Here is a 17222-nt window from a genome sequence, read left to right as displayed (position 1 = left end):
CATGGCCAGCAACTGGGCGCAGGCCAGGGCGCGGTGGCTCAGGCCGTTCTTCACCTCGGGGGGCAGTTGGGCGGCGCTCAGGCCATGGGAGGGGATCCAGAGCAGCGGGTCGTAGCCAAAGCCGTGTTCACCCTGCTCGGCGTGCAGCAGGGTGCCCTGCCAGTGGCCTTCGGCGATGAGGGGCTCCGGGTCGTCGGCATGGCGCACGGCCACGAGCAGGCAGGTGAAGTGGGCGCGGCGCTGGTTGGCGTCGGCGTGGGCCGCCATCTGCTGCAACAGCCAGGCGTTGTTGGCCGGGTCGATCACCTCGCGGCCTGCGCCTTCGGGAACGCGGCCGGCGTCGACCGCATAGCGGGCCGAACGTACACCCGGTGCGCCGCCCAAGGCGTCGACGCAGAGGCCGGAGTCGTCAGCCAGGGCCGGCCCCTGGCCTTCGCGTGCCGCGTGACGGGCCTTGGCCAGGGCGTTTTCCACAAAGGTGACGTGCGGCTCTTCGGCCTCGGGGATGCCGAGTGCCCCCTGGTTCACCAGGGCGACGCCCAGGGGCGAGATCAGGGCCTGCAACTCCTTGAGCTTCTTGGCGTTGTTGGAGGCGAGGATGAGGGTGCGTTGCGGACTCATGGCGGGCCTCAGGCTTGAACGAGCGGCTGGGCCAGGGCGGTGGCCTGGGCAGCGATGAGTTCACGGATGCCCTGCTCGGCCAGGGTCAGGAGCTGGTCCATCTCGGTCCGGCTGAAGGCCGCCCCCTCGGCCGTGCCCTGCACCTCGACGAAGTGGCCGGCGCCGGTCATGACGACGTTCATGTCGGTGTCGCAGGCCGAGTCTTCGACGTATTCGAGGTCGAGCAGCGGCGTGCCTTCGACGATGCCGACGCTGATGGCGGCCACCGGTTGCACGATGGGGCTGGCGCTCAGTTTGCCCGAGGCGATCAGGCCGTTGACGGCGTCGACCGCGGCCACGTAGGCGCCGGTGATGGCGGCGGTGCGGGTGCCGCCATCGGCCTGGATCACGTCGCAGTCGATCACGATGGTGCGCTCGCCCAGTTTGGCCAGGTCGAACACGGCGCGCAGGCTGCGGCCGATGAGGCGCTGGATTTCCTGCGTGCGGCCGGTCTGCTTGCCTCGGGCGGCTTCGCGGTCGCTGCGGCTGTGGGTGGCGCGAGGCAGCATGCCGTACTCGGCCGTGACCCAGCCCTCACCGCTGCCACGCTTGTGGGGCGGGATGCGCTCTTCGACCGTGGCCGTGCAGAGCACCTTGGTGTCGCCAAAGCAGATCAGCACCGAGCCTTCGGCGTGCTTGGTGTAGCCGCGGGTGAGGCTCAGGGGGCGCAGCGCGTTGGCAGCGCGGCCGTGGGGGCGTTGGAAGGCCATGGCGGAGGTCTTTCAGAAGAACAAGGGCGGCTGGAAAGCGAAACGGGCACGCGCCGGAGGGTGGCTGTGCCCGTGGGGTAAAGAAGGGCCGGCGCAGGCCGCTAGGACGCGTGGGTCAGCTCTTTTTGGCGGCGCTGGCCGAGCGGCGAATGGCCTCGTTGATCTCGCGGATGGAGCGCTCGATCTCGGCTTCGTCCAGGTCGTCGATCTCGACATTGTCGCCCGGGCTGTTGCTGTTGCCCACGCTGGCCTGGATGGTGGAGGCGAAGACCTCGTCGCCCAGTGCTTCGGTCGAGACGTTGCTGTCCTCGTTGGACGCCGATTCCCACTCCATCGCGATCACGGTGACGTTGTCGCACTTGGGGCCGCCCTTGCGCAGGGCATCTTCCACCAGTTCTGGCACGGCATCGGAGATGGTGCGGGTCGCCAGGTGGCGGGTGATGATGTCGTCGTCGACCGTGCCCCACAGGCCGTCGGAGCACAGCAGCACGCGGTCGCCTTCCTGAAGGAGCAGGGGGCCTGCGGTGTCGACCACGGGCTTGCCGGGGCTGCCCAGGCAGGTGAAGAGCACGTTGCGGTTGTAGCGCTCGTTGAGCGGCACGACGCTGGAAAGCGTGTTCTGCAGCTCGGAGTAGGAGTGGTCGCGGGTGCGGGCGATGAGCTTGTCGCCGCGCACGAAGTACAGGCGCGAATCGCCACAATGCGCCCAGTACGCTGCATTGCCTTGCAGGATGCAGGCGACGATGGTGGTGCGAGGCGTGTCGATCAGGCCCTTTTCGCTGGCGTAGCGCAGCAGCTGGTGGTGGCCGGCCATGATCGCGTCCTGCAGGAAGCGGATGGGGTCGGCCAGGGTCGGGCGGGCGTCGCGCTGGTAGAGCGCGGCCATGGTCTGCAAGGCCAATTGCGACGCCATCTCGCCTTCGGGGTGGCCGCCCATGCCATCGGCCAGCGCGAACAGGCCGGAGTCCCGCGTGTAGCAATAGCCCATGCGGTCTTCGTTCTTTTCGCGGCCGCCCTTGCGGCTGATCTGGTAGACGGAGAACCTCATGCCTTGGCTCCCGTCTTGAGGTTTTCGAGTTGCAATTTCACGCGCTCGGCAAAGGTCAGCTTGGAGTAGCGACGCTCGGTTTCACGGGCCAGCTCCTTTTGCAGGGCGAAGACGCTCTGCGGGCGGGCCAGCGGGTCGAGTGACATGCACCACTCGGTGACCTCGATCAGGTTATCCGAATAGACATTGCGCAGGCGCGAGAGAGACAGCCCCAAGCGGTCTTTTTCGAGGCGTTGCGGGGCGTCGTTGGGGGGGTAGCCCTGCATGCAGGCATAGATGCAGGCGCCGATGGCGTAGATGTCCGTCCAGGGGCCGAGGCTGCCGTCGCGGCGGTACATCTCGGGTGCGGCGAAACCGGGCGTGTACATCGGGCGGATGAAATTGCCCTCTTTGGACAGCACCTCGCGTGCGGCACCGAAGTCGAGCAGCACGGCCTTGTTGTCGTTCGTGATGAAGATGTTGGCCGGTTTGATGTCGAGGTGCAGCATCTTGTGCTGGTGCACGATGCGCAGGCCACGCAGGATCTCGTCGAACAGGCTGCGGATGGTGGATTCGCGGAAGACCTTGTCGCGCTTGAGGTCGCGGGCGGTGACGATGAAATCCTGCAGGGTGTCGCCCTGGAGGTAGTTCATCACCATGTAGACGGTTTCGTTTTCCCGGAAGAAATTCAGCACCGACACCACGCTGGGGTGCGCAATTTGCGCCAGCGAGCGGCCTTCTTCAAAAAAACTTTTCAGGCCCAGACGGTAGAGCGGCTGCTTGTCGGGCTTGACGCGGGGAATCAGCTCACCCGGAGCCCGTTCTGCGAGGGAGGCGGGCAGGTATTCCTTGAGCGCAATGAGCCTTTTGTCCGGGTCTTCGGCCAGGTAAACCACGCCAAAACCACCCGCCGCCAGCTTCTTGATCACCGAGTAGCCGCCCACGACGGTGCCCGAAGGGAGCGGCGCGGGTTTGGGCTTTGACATAATCGAGTTTTGTCTGGTGTCAAGTAACCATGTCAGTCTACTCCATGACCGGCTTTGCCAGCGCGGTTGCGTCGGCCCCCGACCACGCCCAAGACCACGCTGAGGATGGCGATGCGCCAGCCGCTTCCCGCAAGGGCGGACAGGGTGCGGTGGGCGCCGAGTTGCGCTCGGTCAACAGCCGTTTCCTCGACCTGAGCTTCAAGCTCGCAGACGAGTTCCGGGGCCTCGAGCCCGCCTTGCGCGAGCTGCTCACGGCCTCGTTCAAACGGGGCAAGATGGAGTTTCGCCTCCAGCCTCAGCGCGCCGCCGACACGGCCTGGCCCCAGCCCCAGCCTGACCAGCTCCACACCCTGGCCCGGCTGGAGGGCATGGTGCAGAACTGGCTGCCCAAGGCGGGGCCGCTCTCGGTCAACGAGGTGCTGCACTGGTGCCGTGCCGCGGCGCCCGTGGCCAAGCTGGAAGAGATCGCCATGGAATCGGCGCGCCAGTGCGTCGAGGCCATGAAGGAGGCCCGCGAGCGCGAAGGGGCCCGCCTGGTGGCGGTGCTGAAAGACAAGCTCAAGGGCCTGCAGGCCCTGGCCGAGCAGGCCACGCCCCTGGTGCCCCAGGCCGTGCTGCGCCAGCAGGAGCGCTTCGTGGCCAAGTACCAGGAGGCCCTGCAGGCCGTGGGCGGCACCGTGACGCCCGAAGCCGCCAACGAGCGCGCGCTGAGCGAGGCCGCGGCCTACGCCCTGCGCATCGATGTGGACGAAGAGCTCCAGCGCCTGAAGGCCCACCTGGATGAAATCGCTCGCCTGTTGAAGAAGGGCGGCGAGGTGGGCAAGCGCCTGGACTTCCTGATCCAGGAACTGCACCGCGAAGCCAACACCCTGGGCTCCAAGGCCGCGGCCCTGGAGCTGACCCAGATCTCGGTGGAGATGAAGGTCCTGATCGAGCAGATGCGCGAGCAGGTTCAGAACATCGAGTGAGCACCGATAAGGTGTCTGATCTTTCCGTGAAACCCGCCGGTGCCGCACCGGCCCGCCCTGGAGCCCCCGCCATGGACTACCCCGGCAACCTCTTCGTCGTCTCGGCCCCCAGTGGCACGGGCAAATCCAGCCTGGTCAAGGCCCTGCTGGAGCTCGACGCCCGCCTGCAGGTGAGCGTTTCCCACACCACCCGTGCACCGCGCGGGCAGGAGCAACCCGGCCGTGAATACCATTTCACCACCCGGGAGGAATTCTCGGCCATGGTCGAGCGCGGCGAGTTCTTCGAGCACGCCGAGGTGCACGGCAACCACTACGGCACCTCGCGCCACGCGATCGAGGAGCGCATCAAGGGCGGCGAAGATGTGGTGCTGGAGATCGACTGGCAGGGCGCCCTGCAGATCAAGGAGATCTTCCCCAACGCCATCCTGATCTTCATCCTGCCGCCGAGCTACGAAGAGCTGCTGCAGCGCCTGAACCGTCGCGGCGAGGACTCGCCTGAGGTGATCGAGGTGCGCATGGCCAATGCCCGGATCGAGGTGGGGCAGGCCCAGCACTTCGATTTCATCGTGGTGAATGCCCTGTTCGAATCGGCTTTGTTCGATTTGAAGGCCATTGTTCACGCGCAGAGGTTAAAATACGCGGCTCAGCGCCGGAACAAGTCTGCCGTGTTCCGTGCCCTCAATCTGGTCTGAGCCCGGATTGGCCCTGTGGGCCGGCCCGTTCACCAGATCCGTCAGACCCCTTAGGAGCACCAGCCATGGCCCGCATCACCGTTGAAGATTGCCTGCAAAAGATCCCGAACCGCTTCCAGCTGGTGTTGGCTGCCACCTACCGTGCCCGCATGCTGAGCCAGGGCCACACGCCCAAGATCGAATCGCGCAACAAGCCTGGCGTGACCGCGCTGCGCGAAATCGCCGCCGGCCAGGTCGGCATCGAGATGCTGCGCAAGGTCCCGACCTGATCTGAAGATCGGCTCGCGCTGCCCCGGGGGGAACCCCTGAGGCAGCCGCCCTGACCAGGGCATCCAGAGGCTCGCTTCGGCGGGCCTTTGTCATTTTTTCCAGAGATCCCGACGCCCCCCGGGGGCATTGAACCGCGCTACAGTCAAGACATGACCCTGGCCACTGACGCTGCAGCGGCATCCTTTGCCGCCCTGACCCACAAGCTCGATTACCTGGACGAGGCGGACATCCGCCGGGTGCGCGACGCCTACCGCTTCGCCGACGAGGCCCACCTGGGGCAGTTCCGGGCCAGCGGCGAGCCCTACATCACCCACCCGATTGCCGTGGCCGGGCTGTGTGCCGACTGGAAGCTCGACGCCCAGGCCATCATGGCCGCGCTGATGCACGACGCGATGGAAGACTGCGGCGTCACCAAGATCGAGCTGATCGAGCGCTTCGGGGCGCCCACGGCCGAGCTGGTCGATGGCCTGACCAAACTGGACAAGCTGCACTTCTCGACCAAGGAAGAGTCGCAGGCCGAGTCCTTCCGCAAGATGCTGCTGGCCATGGCGCGCGATGTGCGCGTCATCCTGATCAAGCTGGCCGATCGCCTGCACAACATGCGCACGATGGCCGCGATGGTGGCGCACAAGCGCGCCCGCATCGCCCGCGAGACCATCGAGATCTACGTGCCGATCGCGCACCGCCTGGGCCTGAACCAGACCTACCGCGAGCTGCAGGAGCTGTCGTTCCAGTACATCAACCCCTGGCGGTATGCGGTGCTGGCCAAGGCCGTGAAGCGCACGCGGGGCAACCGCCGGGACCTGGTGGAGCGCATCCGTGGCGAGGTGCTGGCCTCGTTCGTGGGCGCGGACATGGACGTCGAGGTCTATGGGCGCGAGAAAACCATCTACTCGATCTATCACAAGATGGTGGAGAAGCACCTGAGCTTTGCCCAGGTGAGCGACATCTTCGGCTTCCGCATCGTGACCCGCGAACTGCTGGATTGCTACCGTGCCCTGGGGGTGCTGCACCAGCTCTACAAGCCCTTGCCCGGCCGGTTCAAGGACTACATCGCCATCTCCAAGGCCAACGGCTACCAGTCGCTGCACACCACGCTGGTGAACCCGGTGGGCACGGCGGTGGAGTTCCAGATCCGCTCGCAGGCCATGCACGCCGTGGCCGAGAAGGGCATCGCGGCGCACTGGATGTACAAGGAGCATGAAGGCCCGGGTCACGCGTCGCCGCAGCAGGCCGCGGTGTGGCTGCAGTCGCTGATCGACATCCAGCACGAGACGCGCGATTCGGCCGAGTTCCTGGAGCACCTGAAGATCGACCTGTTCCCCGAGTCGGTCTATGTGCTGACGCCGAAATCGCGCATCGTGGCGCTGCCGAAGGGTGCCACGCCCGTGGACTTTGCCTACGCCATCCACTCGGGTGTGGGCGACCGCTGCGTGTCGGCCAAGGTCAATGGCGAGCCGGTGCCGCTGCGCGCCCAGTTGCACAGTGGCGATGTGGTCGAGATCATCACGGCCCCGAGCGCCAAGCCCAACCCGGGCTGGCTGAACTTCGTGCGCACGGGCCGTGCCCGCTCCAAGATCCGCAGCTACCTGAAGAACATGGAGGCCGAGGAGTCGCTGGACCTGGGCGAGAAGCTCTTGGCCCAGGCCCTGCGTGCCGAAGGCCTGACGCTGCCGCCGGGCGACGAGGAGAGCGAGGGCGAAACCGGGGCCCTGTGGCAAAGCCTGATCCGCTGGGGGGGCAACCGCAGCCAGCAGGAGCTGATGGCCGACATCGGTCTGGGCCGCAAGATTGCCACGATGGTGGCCAAGCGCCTGGCCACGCTGATGGCCGAATCCGGCGAGCGCCCGGACGCCCTGACCCTGACCCTGGGCCGGTTTGCGGCCGACGACGCCCCCACGCAGGGTTCGGTGGTGATCGATGGCAGCGAGGGCGCCACGGTGCAACTGGCCAGCTGCTGTTGCCCGGTGCCGGGCGACCCGATTGCGGGTTACCTGGGCCGTGGCGAGGGCCTGGTGGTGCACACCCAGCACTGCGGGGCCGGGCGCCGCCTCTTCGAGCGCGACAGCGAGCGCTGGATCGACGTGGTCTGGTCCGATGAGCCGACCCGCCAGTTCGAGTCCGTCGTGTCGGTGCTGGTCACCAACGGCAAGGGCGTGCTGGCCCAGGTGGCGGCATCCATCAGCAGTGCCGAGACCGACATCACCCACATCGAGATGGGCGATGAGCGCCTGGGCGAAACCGCCGAGCTGCGGCTGACCGTGTCGGTGCGCGACACCGAGCACCTGGCCGATGTGCTGCGCACCTTGCGCCGCTGCACGGTGGTGCTGAAGGCCGAGCGCGTCTGCCCCTGATGCAGCCGGTCGGGTCTGAAGCCGCGGCCGGCGCCGTGACTCAGTGGGCCACGCTCGGGGCCGGGTAGACGACCTTGATGACCTCGATGCGCTCGACGCCGCCGGGTGTCATGAGCTGCACTTCGTCGCCCTCGCGGGACTTGAGCAGGGCGCGGGCAATGGGCGAGATCCAGCTGACCTCGCCTTTCAGGTTGTCGACCTCGTCGATGCCTTTGATGGTGATGGTGCGCTCGACGCCCGCCGCGTTTTCGTAGGTCACCGTGGCGCCGAAGAAGACCTGGTCGTTGCCGTGGTGCTGGGTCGGGTCGGCCACTTCCGCGATGTCCAGGCGCTTGGTGAGGAAGCGGATGCGGCGGTCGATCTCGCGCAGGCGCTTCTTGCCGTAGATGTAGTCGCCGTTTTCAGAGCGGTCGCCGTTGGAGGCGGCCCAGTGCACGATCTCGACCACCTTGGGGCGCTCCACGTCGATGAGGTTGATCAGTTCGGTGCGCAGGCGCTGGTAGCCGTCGGGTGTGATGTAGTTCTTGCCGCCCGCGGGCAAGGGGGGCAGGGCGAGGTCGTCGTCGTCCTCGCTGTCGGATTCCTTGGTGAAGGCTTTGCTCATGCCCGGATTGTGCCGAATGTGCCGAGGCCTGGCGCCTCGGTGGATGAAGCCTGGTGTGGTCGACCGACCGCACGCCGTTCGCCAATTGTTCACGGGCTGCGCCAGTTTGTGGCGGGGAAGGCTGACGAGGGCTTGTCGCCATCTCGAAAAACTGAAACCGTGACCGATAAGCAGAGGGTGATTCTTCCGCTGCAAGCGCGTTACGAGGTGAGCGATGTCCCAAGTCATCCCCCTGGGCCCTGGTGCCCGCATGTTGACCACCCGCGAGGCGGCCCTGCGTCTGGGGGTGTCCCTGCGCACGGTGCAGCTGTGGGTGGAGGCCGATATCTTGCCTGCGGCGCGCACGCCAGGCGGCCACCGCCGCATCCCCTACAACGCCGTGGAGGCCCTGGCGCTGAGCACCGGCCTGGGCGGCGAACCCCTGGCCCGCGGCACGCTCAGCAAGCGGGAGCTCGCCTTGCGCGAAGTGCCCGCCAGCCAGCCCGACACGCGCCAGCACGATGGCCTGCACAGCCTGCGCCCGCTGGACGTGCTGCTGGTGGCCGATGACCAGGACTGGCAGCAGCGCTGTGAGCGTGCCCTGCAGCCCTATGGCCCCTCGGTGCGCCTGCGCACGGCCGAAAGCGGCTACCTGGCCCTGCTGCAGATCGGTCAGCAGGCCCCCGACCTGCTCATCACCAACCTGGAGCTGCCCGGCATGGACGGCCTGGCCATGTTGCGCACGCTGGAGCGCTGCGAGCCGGTGGGCGACATGCGCATCCTTGTGCTGTCTGAGCAGGGCGAAGACGAGCTGATCCCGCGTGGTGGGTTGCCCGACTGCGCCGAACTCATCCGCCTGCCCGTGAGCCCGGAGGCCGTGGCCGTGCGGGTGGGGCGCCAGCTGCTTGGGCAACGTGTGTCCTGATCCTGAAAGATTGCCATGAACGACGCCTTTCGCATGTTGTTTGACCAGGTCAAGAGTGGCGTGGTCTGGGTGCAGCGCGACGGCACCGTGCGCTACGCCAACAAGGCTGCCGTGCAGATGACCCCGGTGATGCTGGGGCAGGCCATGATGGACCCGGTGGCCGATCGCACGGTCAAGGCCGGCGGGCAGAACATGCTGAACCTGCCTTTCCAGTTCGAGCTGACCACGCAGGAAGCCCACCCCGACACCATCCGCGCCGTGCTGATCAACGCCCCGGTGGGCAACGACCTCATGGTCGTGATGAACAACGTGTCGGAAGAGCGCTGGTACTCGCAGGCCCTGGAGAACCTGATCGGCTACATCGAGGCAGAGATGGCCCGCCCCATCGAGGCGCTGGCCCGGGCCCTGCCCGAGATCGGCCAGTGGGCACAGCGCCCTGTGGGGGCCGACGAGCTGGGGGCTCTGGCCGACGAAGCGCGGGCCCTGTCGGCCAAGCTGGACAAGCTGCGCGACCTCACCAGCGTCTTCGGCGAAAGCGCCCTGCAACGCGACGAGCGCATCTTCCTGCCCGACCTGCTGCGCAAGGCGCTCGACGAGGTCATGCCCCAGGCCAGCGCGCGCAACATCGCCATCCTGACCGAAGGCCTGGAGGCCGACCTGCCCACCGTCTATGGCAGCTCGCACTGGCTGGCCAAGGCCATGTCGGAGTACCTGGAGCAGTCGGTGCGCAGCGCCCAGTCGGGCAGCCGCATCCGCCTGCAGGTTCAGGCCGTGGGCACGCGCGTGATGGTGCGCGCCCACAACCAGGGGCTGTTCGTGTCGAACCACGAGCGCCGTGGCGCCTATGTGCCTTTCGGGGTGGGTGACAGCGCCCAGCCAGTGGAGCGCCGCGGCATCGGCCTGGCCCTGAGCCAGCGCATCCTCGCGCAGCACGGTGGTTCGGTGCGCATCGAAGACGACTTTGATGGCGTGGACTTCGTGCTGGAGATCCCGGCTGGCGCCCCCGCGTCGCAGGATGCGCAGTTGTCGGTCGAGCAGGCGCAGCGCTATGCCCGCGACATGTCGCAGCTGCTGGCGCGCAGCATGAGCAAGAAACCGGTCAAGGCAGCCGATGGCAAGGGCTGATGCCCGGCCGTGGTCGCCACGATCCCACCACCGCATGCCGGGGCCCGTGTCCTGGCGCAGGAGAACCGCATGACCCATCGCATCCTCATCGTCGAAGACCAGGCCGACATCCGCAAACTCATCCGCATGACGCTGGAATTCGGGGATTTCGAAATCCACGAAGCGCAGGACGGTGAGTCGGGCCTGAATCTGGCGCGGGCCATTCGCCCGCACATCATGCTGCTCGACGTCATGATGCCCGGCCTGCTCGATGGCTACCAGGTCTGTACCCGCATCAAGCAGGATCCTGAACTCAAGGCCATCCAGGTGGTGATGCTGACCGCACGCGGGCAGGCCACCGACCTGGCTGCCGGCGAGGCCGCTGGCGCCGACGCCTACCTGGTCAAGCCCTTCAGCCCCCTCGAGCTGATCGAGCGCGTGGAAGCCATGGCCGGTCTCTCGGCCTGATCGACGAGGCGACCCCAGAGGTCGCGGGGAGACAGGCCATGAGCGCACAGCAGGATCCCAGCCCGACGCCCGATGTCACCGAGCGCTTTCTGCGTGGCCTGGAGCGGGTCACCGGCAAGCTGCCGACGGCCTATGTGGTGAGCGCCATCGTGATCGTCGGCACCTTGCTCACCCTCGCCCTGATCGGCGCCGTGTGGTGGGTCGACCGCGAGCGCGGCGCCCAGGATTTCCATGCCGATGCGGTGCGCGTGCAGCGCCTGGTGCAGGACCGACTGGACCACCGTGCGCTCATGGTGGAGCAGGTGGCCAACTGGATGGGGACGCAGGGGCCGCTCGCCGCCAGCGAGGTGGGCGCCTGGTCGGCCGGTGGGGTGGTGGTCGTGCCGCGGCGCGCCTGGCAGGCCGAGGGCCTGGAGGCCCTGTTGGGCAGCAGCCGTGCCGACGCCGAAGCCCTGCTGGCCTGTCTGCCCTCGGCGAATGCCGCGACGCTGTCGCTTTGCCCGGCCTCCCGCAGCGTGGAGGCCGAAGGGCGTTTTCTGGTTCACCCCATCAAGGGCCTGGGATGGGCCACCTGGCTGCTGCACGACGACGAACTCCTGCCCCTGCCCACCACCCGCCAGGTCGATTGGCTGCTGAGTGCCAGCCTGCTGCGCTCCGGCACGCCGGCCCGTGATGGCGGGGTGGTCAGCGGCATGCGCTACACCACCTTGCCCGTCACGGTGGCGGGGCAGACGCTGAGCCTGCAGATCGAGGGCCGCCCCATGCCCCGCGGTTGGGGCGATGCCCTGTTGCACCAGACGGGGATGTGGGTGTCGGGCGCAGCGGGCCTGATGTGCACCCTGGTGGCCATGCACGTCTACCTGATGCTGATCTCGACCCGTCGCCGTGCCAGTGCCATGGCGCACGACATGGCCGCGGCCCTGCAGCACACCCAGTCTCGCAACCAGGCGGTGATGGACACGGCGCCCGACGCCATCCTCATGGCCGACGCCCAGGGCCTGGTGCGCTGGTGCAACCAGGCCACGACCAGCATCTTTGGCCGCACGCTCGAGGCCCTGGCCGGTCAGCCACTGAGCACCGTCCTGCCCTCGCTGAGCGGTCGTTCGCTGGACGACTGGTTTGCCGACAACGGCTTTTCCAACCGCGTGATCGGCCACGAGACCACTGGGCAGCGCAATGAAGGCACGGCCTTTCCGGTGGCGATGTCGGCCAGCCGCGCCGTGGTCGATGGCGAGCTGATCCAGACCTTCATCGTGCGCGACACCACCGATGCCAAATGGGCTGAGCAGGAGCTGCTGCTGCGCGAACGGGCGCTGGGCTCTTCGGCCGATGGCGTGGTGATCGTCTCGATGACCCTGCCCAAGCAGCCCATCATCTACGTCAACCCGGCCTTTGAGAGCATCACCGGTTACGAGAGCCACGAGGTGCTGGGGCTGAACTGCAAGCTGCTGCAGCGTGACGACCACGACCAGCCCGGCCTTGTCACGATGCGGGAGGCCATCGCCGCCGGCAAGGGCTGCCAGGTGGTGGTGCGCAACTACCGCAAGGACGGCAGCCTGTTCTACAACGACCTGGCCATCTCTCCCGTGCTCAGCCCCGACGGGCAGCTCACGCACTACGTGGGCGTGCAGACCGACATCACCGACCGCATCGCTTCCGAGCAGGTGCTGCAGCTGCGCACCGAGCGGCTCAATGCCGTGTTCGACCTCAGCCCCGACGGCTTTGTGGTGCTGGGCAAGCGAGGCGAGGTCAGCATCGTCAACCCGGCCTTTGAACGCATGACCGGCCTGATGGCCGCCGACCTGGTCGGCCAGGGGCAGTCGGCCTTCGAAGAGCAGCTCATGGCCTTGTGCCAATCGGTCGAGACGGACGACCGCGGCATCGGCGAGGGCGGTGCCTTCGGTGAGGCGGAGTCCGGCCTGCGGGCCTCGCGCGAACTGCTGCACCTGCACACGCCGTGCACTCGCACCCTGGTGCGCCGGGTGCGCCATGGTGGGCACGACAACGAGGTGGTGATGTACTTCCGGGACATCACCCACGAGCTCGAGGTCGACCGCATGAAGAGCGAGTTCCTCTCCATGGCCGCCCACGAGCTGCGCACGCCCATGGCCAGCATCTTTGGCTTCACCGAGCTGCTGCTCAAGCGCCAGTTCACCGATGAGCGCCGCCAGGACATGCTCTCGACCATCCACCGCCAGTCGCAGATCCTGATCAACCTGGTCAACGAGCTGCTGGACCTGGCCCGCATCGAGTCCCGTCGCGGCAAGGATTTCAAGCGCGAGACCCAGGCCCTGCGCCCCATCATCGACAACACCTTGAGCGGCCTGCTCATCCACGGTGACAGCCGCGTGGTACAGGCCACCCTGCCCGACGAGCCCATCGTGGTCGACGTGGACCGGGAGAAGCTCTCGCTGGCGCTGACCAATGTGCTGTCGAACGCCTACAAGTACTCGCCGCAGGGCGGCAGCATCGACCTCGACGTGGTCTGGCGCGAGCGGGCCGGGCAGGGCGAGGTGGGGGTGCGCGTGACCGACCATGGCCTGGGCATGACGCCAGAGCAGGTTGCGCGGGTGTTCGACCGCTTCTTCCGGGCCGACACCTCGGGCAACATCCCCGGCACCGGGCTGGGCATGACCATCGTGAAAGAAATCATCGAGCTGCATGGCGGCCAGGTGGGCGTGGGCAGCGAGGCCGGCGTGGGCACGACCGTGATCCTGTGGCTGCCGGTGCGATCGGCGCTGCCGGCCGGGCTGCAGGAGGCCTCGCTGGTGGCCGCGGCCTGAGTTCAACGGCCGCCCCTCATGCAAGGGGGATGCACGCCGGATCGAGGGAAGGCCCCGGGCTTTCGCGCCGTGGATGGGCCGCAAGATGGGCGCCTTCTTGTCAATGGGCGCCGCCGATGGCGTCCTCATCCGGAGCGGCCCCTTGAGCGTGGTGCAACCGGCGCGCTGGTCACGCTGGCCGCGTCGCCTGATCCTGTTGGTCTACCTGGGCCTGGCCCTGGGGCTGGTGCTGCTGTGGCGCGACCCGGTGGCCCGCCATTGGCTGCACCCCGAGGGCCTGAGCGAACTGGGCAGCCGCTTGCGCGCGAGCCCGTTGGGCGGCCTGGCCGTGATCGGGGGCTATGTGCTGGCCGTGAACCTGGCCGTGCCGGTGGCCGTGCTGGTGAGCGTGGGCTCGCTGGTGTTCGGGCCCTGGCCGGGCATGGCCTACGCCATGGGCGGCATGTTGAGCGGCGCTCTGGTGGGGTATGGCGCTGGGCGCTTGGCCGGTCTGGCCCTGGTCGACCAGGCCTCGGGCGGGCGCCTGGCCCTGCTGAGCCAGCACCTGGCACAGCGCGGCCTCTGGACCGTGGTGCTGGTGCGGGTGCTGCCCGTGGCGCCTTTTCTGATGGTGAACGTGACGACGGGCGCCCTGGGTGTGCGCCTGCGTGACTACCTGATGGGCAGCTTCCTGGGGCTGCTGCCCGCCACCGTCCTCATCACCCTGTTCCTGGAGCGCCTGCAGGCGGTCTGGGCGGCGCCAGGCCTGGGGCCGTGGCTGCTGCTGGGGGGCGTGGCCTTGGCCATCGCGGGCAGCATGTGGTGGTTCAGGCGGCGGGTGGCGCGGTTGGTGGCGCGGTGACATGCCGCACGAAGAAGCCGCACAAAGAAAAACGGGCCAGATGCTGAGCATCTGACCCGTTTTCTGTTCCGAAGAACTGGTGCGGCTGGCAGGATTCGAACCCACGACCCCTTGGTTCGTAGCCAAGTACTCTATCCAACTGAGCTACAGCCGCAAATTTTGTCTCGGTGGTGTCACCATCTCACTTGCATGATCTGGTGCGGCTGGCAGGATTCGAACCCACGACCCCTTGGTTCGTAGCCAAGTACTCTATCCAACTGAGCTACAGCCGCCGAGAAGTGAAACTATAGCAGTTTTTTGACCCTGCTGTAAACCCCCGCCGATTTTTTCGACATTTTCTTTGTCATTCCGCGCGGTCGGGCAGGGCGGCCAGGCGGTAAAAGCGCGCGGCCTCCTCTTCTCGGTGCTCCTGTTCGGCCAGTTGGCCCAGGCGGGCCCAGGCGGTGCGGCGGCGTTCGAGGTCGAGTTGCAGGTCGTTGGCGGCCGACAACAGCATGCCGCGCGCCTTGCCCCAGAGCTGGCGTTCAGCCAGCGCCAGGCCCAGGGCCAGGGCCAGGCCAGGGTGACGCAGCGCGAGCTGGTTGCAGGCGTCCAGGCGGGGCAACCATTCGGCTTCCAGTCCCAGCAGGTTCTCGCTCAAGGCGCGAGCCTGGGCATCGATGGCGTCGGGCTGGAGCTGGGTGAGGCGATCCCAGATCGGGGCCAGCCACTGGCGGGCCTCACGGGGGGCGCCCAGTCGGGCCATGCGGCGGGCGCCATGGGCGACCACGTGGGGGTCGCGGCGGTCGTTGGCGTCGAGGTGGAGCCAGAGGTTGCGCAGCTGGTCGGCGTCGCGGGCGGAGTCCAGCGTTTCCGTGGCCAGGGTGCGCAACAGGCCTTCAGCGGCCGAGGCGGTGAAGCCCTGGTGCTTGGCCAGCAGGCGGGCGGTGCGCAGGGCTTCGACCGGCTGGCGGGCCAGGCGCGCGGCCTGCAGTTTCAGGCGCAGCGCCTGGGTGCGGCGGGCCACGCCGGGTGGGAGCTCGGCCAGGTCGCGCAGGGCGCGGGCGGCGTCGCGGTCTTCCAGGGCGCATTCGGCCCCCAGCAGGCGGGCGCCTTCTTCGGTGGCGCGGGGCTTGCGCGTGAGCTGAGAGAGCTCGATGGCCCGCTGCAGGTGCTCGTCACGGCGAGGCCTGTCCTGCAGGCGGTGCAGGCTGCCGGCCGACAGCAGGTGGGCCAGGGCGGTGAACTCGGCGTCGAGCGCCAGCTCAGGCGTGTCGGCCTGGATGGCCACGGCCTTCTGACAGGCCTTGTGGGCGCGGGTGTAGCGGCCGGCCATGTAGAGCGCCAGGCCTTCGCGCAGGGCGGCCTGGGCCAGGCGGTCGCGTTGGCCCAGACGCCAGCGCTTGGCACGCTCGGGCAGGCCGAGCAGGCTGTCGAGGCCGCGCACCAGGGAATACACGCCCAAGTAGACCAGCACCAGGGTGATCAGGAAGAGGTTGAGGGACAGGTCGGCGCGCCAACCCAGCCAGTAGATGGTGATGAGGCCGTCGTTGGCACCGAGGGCGGTGGCACCGACCACGGCCACGATGGCCAGCAGCAGGAACCAGACGATGGAACGCATGGGGTCGTCCTTTCGCTGGCTCAGCGGCCACCGCTGACGGCCGCGAGGGCTGCCAGGGTGTCGTCAGGGCGGGGCACCAGGGTCTGTTGGCCCTGGCCGATCACCTCGGCGAGCATGGACTGCAGCAGCTGTGTCTTGCGCGATTCGGTGTCGAAGTAGCGCGGCAGGGCCTGCTGCACCATGTGCAGGTCGTTGACGGCAGTGTTGGTCTGGCGGCTGAGCAGGGCCAGGCGTGCATTGAGCAGGCGCAGCTTGAGGTTCTCGCGCAGGAAGAAGCCCTGTTCGGGCGAGATCAGCATGGCCTCAGGTCGGCTGATGCGCGTGAGGCGGACCAGGCCGCGGGCTTCGTTCCAGACGGTCTCGGCGCCACCGCGGGTCCAGGCCAGGAGCTGGTCGCCCCAACCCGGGGCCTCGCTGGCGGCGGGGGCCGGTTCCGTGGCCGCCACCTTCTGGCCTTTGGGCAAGGCCTTGCCGCCAGCCTTGGCAGGTTCGGGCGTCGCCTTGGGGGCATTGGCTTCGTTCTTGCCGGCGATCACGGCCTCCGGCTGGTTGAGCAGGGGCACATCGTCGACCAGGCGCACGGCCTCGTCCAGGCGGATGCTCAGCGAGGCCAGATCGGCCACACGGGTGGCGCGCACGCGGTCCAGGTCTTTGGCGACGGCGCGGCGCACGTTGTCGAGGCGCGGTTGCTTGGCGCGGGTCAGGCGCTCGTCGGCCGATTGCAGGGCGGTGACCAGCGGGTCGGCGCTGCCGGTGAGGGTGGCCTGTTGCAGGGCCACGCGCAGGCCGGCGTCGATGTCGGCGACCAGGTTCTCGTCGCGCGACTGGCTGAGCGTCTTGATCAGGTCTTCGACCTGGCTGCGCTGCAGGGCGACCTCGGCCACGCGGGTTTCGAGCAGGGTGGCGCGGGCGACGGCGTCGCGCGACAGGGCCTGGGCCTGGTTCGCCAGGATGCGGGCTTCGGCCGACTGGCCCTGGGTGTCCTGCTGGCGGCGCACGAGTTCCTGCTCGAGGCCCTGTACGCGCTTTTGCGTGTTCCAGGCGACCCAGCCTGCGCCGGCCGTGGCCGCGCTGAGCACGATCACGGCCCAGCGGACCCAGTCCGGCGAAGCGGGTTCAAAGGTGTCGGTCGCATCGGCTGTGGCAGGGCGCACAGGCGGCGTCGGTTCGGTGGGGGGGGCGCTGGTGTCGGTCACGGTTTGATTGTATCGACGAGGTCTGACAGACCGTGGTGAATTCGGGCCCGCCGCC

16 protein-coding genes and 2 tRNA genes are annotated in these 17222 nt (G+C 67.9%); 9 read left to right on the top strand and 9 right to left on the bottom strand.

From position 1 onward, the window contains the following. From QZ994_RS05355 to QZ994_RS05340, 4 genes are all read right to left on the bottom strand, one after another. Positions 1-621, bottom strand: a 621-nt coding sequence (locus tag QZ994_RS05355; RefSeq protein WP_290869274.1) for a non-canonical purine NTP pyrophosphatase, incomplete at its 3' end; no start/stop codon positions are given. Positions 622-629: 8 nt separating this feature from the next. Then, positions 630-1370, bottom strand: coding sequence for a ribonuclease PH (rph, locus tag QZ994_RS05350; RefSeq protein WP_290869272.1), 741 nt, complete (start codon positions 1368-1370; stop codon positions 630-632). 115 nt (positions 1371-1485) lie between these two features. Continuing rightward, positions 1486-2418: a PP2C family serine/threonine-protein phosphatase gene (locus QZ994_RS05345; protein ID WP_290869269.1), complete on the bottom strand. Its 933-nt coding sequence runs from the start codon at positions 2416-2418 to the stop codon at positions 1486-1488. Next, complete coding sequence (locus QZ994_RS05340; RefSeq protein ID WP_290869266.1) at positions 2415-3383, bottom strand: serine/threonine-protein kinase; 969 nt, start codon at positions 3381-3383, stop codon at positions 2415-2417. The genes QZ994_RS05345 and QZ994_RS05340 overlap by 4 nt, the downstream gene beginning before the upstream one ends. Positions 3384-3412: 29 nt before the next feature. On the opposite strand from QZ994_RS05340, the gene QZ994_RS05335 reads away from it, so the two are divergent. From QZ994_RS05335 to QZ994_RS05320, 4 genes are all read left to right on the top strand, one after another. Then, entirely contained in the window at positions 3413-4351 is a 939-nt protein-coding gene (locus tag QZ994_RS05335; RefSeq protein ID WP_290869263.1) for a YicC/YloC family endoribonuclease, read from the top strand. 71 nt (positions 4352-4422) lie between these two features. Further along, positions 4423-5043: a guanylate kinase gene (gene gmk / locus QZ994_RS05330; protein ID WP_290869260.1), complete on the top strand. Its 621-nt coding sequence runs from the start codon at positions 4423-4425 to the stop codon at positions 5041-5043. Between the two features lie 65 nt (positions 5044-5108). Beyond that, the gene (gene rpoZ, locus QZ994_RS05325; RefSeq protein ID WP_290869258.1) at positions 5109-5312 is read left to right on the top strand and encodes a DNA-directed RNA polymerase subunit omega; all 204 of its coding nucleotides are present in this window, start codon (positions 5109-5111) and stop codon (positions 5310-5312) included. 150 nt (positions 5313-5462) lie between these two features. After that, a complete protein-coding gene (locus QZ994_RS05320) occupies positions 5463-7667 on the top strand; it encodes a bifunctional (p)ppGpp synthetase/guanosine-3',5'-bis(diphosphate) 3'-pyrophosphohydrolase (RefSeq protein ID WP_290869253.1) in 2205 nt (734 codons plus the stop codon). A 40-nt stretch (positions 7668-7707) separates the two neighbouring features. Here QZ994_RS05320 and greB read toward each other — a convergent pair whose 3' ends face one another. Then, positions 7708-8271 (bottom strand): transcription elongation factor GreB, encoded by a 564-nt coding sequence (gene greB, locus QZ994_RS05315; RefSeq protein ID WP_290869250.1) that lies wholly within the window; start codon positions 8269-8271, stop codon positions 7708-7710. Positions 8272-8485: 214 nt separating this feature from the next. Here greB and QZ994_RS05310 point away from each other — a divergent pair, with 214 nt between their 5' ends. The 5 genes from QZ994_RS05310 (at position 8486) to QZ994_RS05290 (ending at position 14371) form a co-directional block, all read left to right on the top strand. After that, positions 8486-9175, top strand: a complete 690-nt coding sequence (locus QZ994_RS05310) for a response regulator (protein ID WP_290869247.1) — start codon at positions 8486-8488, stop codon at positions 9173-9175. Positions 9176-9190: 15 nt separating this feature from the next. Further along, complete coding sequence (locus tag QZ994_RS05305) at positions 9191-10300, top strand: ATP-binding protein (RefSeq protein ID WP_290869244.1); 1110 nt, start codon at positions 9191-9193, stop codon at positions 10298-10300. 69 nt (positions 10301-10369) lie between these two features. After that, positions 10370-10747, top strand: a complete 378-nt coding sequence (locus tag QZ994_RS05300; protein WP_290869241.1) for a response regulator — start codon at positions 10370-10372, stop codon at positions 10745-10747. 38 nt (positions 10748-10785) lie between these two features. After that, the gene (locus QZ994_RS05295; protein ID WP_290869239.1) at positions 10786-13530 is read left to right on the top strand and encodes a PAS domain S-box protein; all 2745 of its coding nucleotides are present in this window, start codon (positions 10786-10788) and stop codon (positions 13528-13530) included. 148 nt (positions 13531-13678) lie between these two features. Beyond that, positions 13679-14371, top strand: coding sequence for a TVP38/TMEM64 family protein (locus QZ994_RS05290; protein ID WP_290869277.1), 693 nt, complete (start codon positions 13679-13681; stop codon positions 14369-14371). A gap of 77 nt (positions 14372-14448) precedes the next feature. On the opposite strand, the gene QZ994_RS05285 is transcribed toward QZ994_RS05290, so the two are convergent. The 4 genes from QZ994_RS05285 to QZ994_RS05270 all read right to left on the bottom strand — a co-directional run bounded on the left by QZ994_RS05285 (position 14449) and on the right by QZ994_RS05270 (position 17167). Next, positions 14449-14525, bottom strand: a tRNA-Arg gene (locus QZ994_RS05285). A 41-nt stretch (positions 14526-14566) separates the two neighbouring features. Then, positions 14567-14643, bottom strand: a tRNA-Arg gene (locus tag QZ994_RS05280). Positions 14644-14714: 71 nt separating this feature from the next. Continuing rightward, positions 14715-15971 (bottom strand): heme biosynthesis HemY N-terminal domain-containing protein, encoded by a 1257-nt coding sequence (locus QZ994_RS05275; RefSeq protein ID WP_290869236.1) that lies wholly within the window; start codon positions 15969-15971, stop codon positions 14715-14717. Positions 15972-15991: 20 nt separating this feature from the next. Next, complete coding sequence (locus QZ994_RS05270) at positions 15992-17167, bottom strand: uroporphyrinogen-III C-methyltransferase (protein ID WP_290869233.1); 1176 nt, start codon at positions 17165-17167, stop codon at positions 15992-15994. Positions 17168-17222: the final 55 nt, after the last annotated feature.

The organism is Aquabacterium sp. (assembly GCF_021768455.1).
Classification (GTDB): domain Bacteria; phylum Pseudomonadota; class Gammaproteobacteria; order Burkholderiales; family Burkholderiaceae_C; genus Aquabacterium.
The sequence above is the reverse complement of the archived record's forward strand: the minus strand, read 5'-3'. Positions and strand labels throughout refer to the sequence as shown.

Excerpts from the sequence above, each read along its gene's own strand:
- QZ994_RS05335 (WP_290869263.1), top strand. The coding sequence starts at position 3,413 with ATGTCAGTCTACTCCATGACCGGCTTTGCCAGCGCGGTTGCGTCGGCC.
- rpoZ (WP_290869258.1), top strand. The coding sequence starts at position 5,109 with ATGGCCCGCATCACCGTTGAAGATTGCCTGCAAAAGATCCCGAACCGC.
- QZ994_RS05295 (WP_290869239.1), top strand. The coding sequence starts at position 10,786 with ATGAGCGCACAGCAGGATCCCAGCCCGACGCCCGATGTCACCGAGCGC.
- QZ994_RS05340 (WP_290869266.1), bottom strand. The coding sequence starts at position 3,383 with ATGTCAAAGCCCAAACCCGCGCCGCTCCCTTCGGGCACCGTCGTGGGC.
- QZ994_RS05305 (WP_290869244.1), top strand. The coding sequence starts at position 9,191 with ATGAACGACGCCTTTCGCATGTTGTTTGACCAGGTCAAGAGTGGCGTG.
- gmk (WP_290869260.1), top strand. The coding sequence starts at position 4,423 with ATGGACTACCCCGGCAACCTCTTCGTCGTCTCGGCCCCCAGTGGCACG.
- QZ994_RS05345 (WP_290869269.1), bottom strand. The coding sequence starts at position 2,418 with ATGAGGTTCTCCGTCTACCAGATCAGCCGCAAGGGCGGCCGCGAAAAG.
- QZ994_RS05310 (WP_290869247.1), top strand. The coding sequence starts at position 8,486 with ATGTCCCAAGTCATCCCCCTGGGCCCTGGTGCCCGCATGTTGACCACC.
- rph (WP_290869272.1), bottom strand. The coding sequence starts at position 1,370 with ATGGCCTTCCAACGCCCCCACGGCCGCGCTGCCAACGCGCTGCGCCCC.
- greB (WP_290869250.1), bottom strand. The coding sequence starts at position 8,271 with ATGAGCAAAGCCTTCACCAAGGAATCCGACAGCGAGGACGACGACGAC.
- QZ994_RS05300 (WP_290869241.1), top strand. The coding sequence starts at position 10,370 with ATGACCCATCGCATCCTCATCGTCGAAGACCAGGCCGACATCCGCAAA.
- QZ994_RS05320 (WP_290869253.1), top strand. The coding sequence starts at position 5,463 with ATGACCCTGGCCACTGACGCTGCAGCGGCATCCTTTGCCGCCCTGACC.
- QZ994_RS05275 (WP_290869236.1), bottom strand. The coding sequence starts at position 15,971 with ATGCGTTCCATCGTCTGGTTCCTGCTGCTGGCCATCGTGGCCGTGGTC.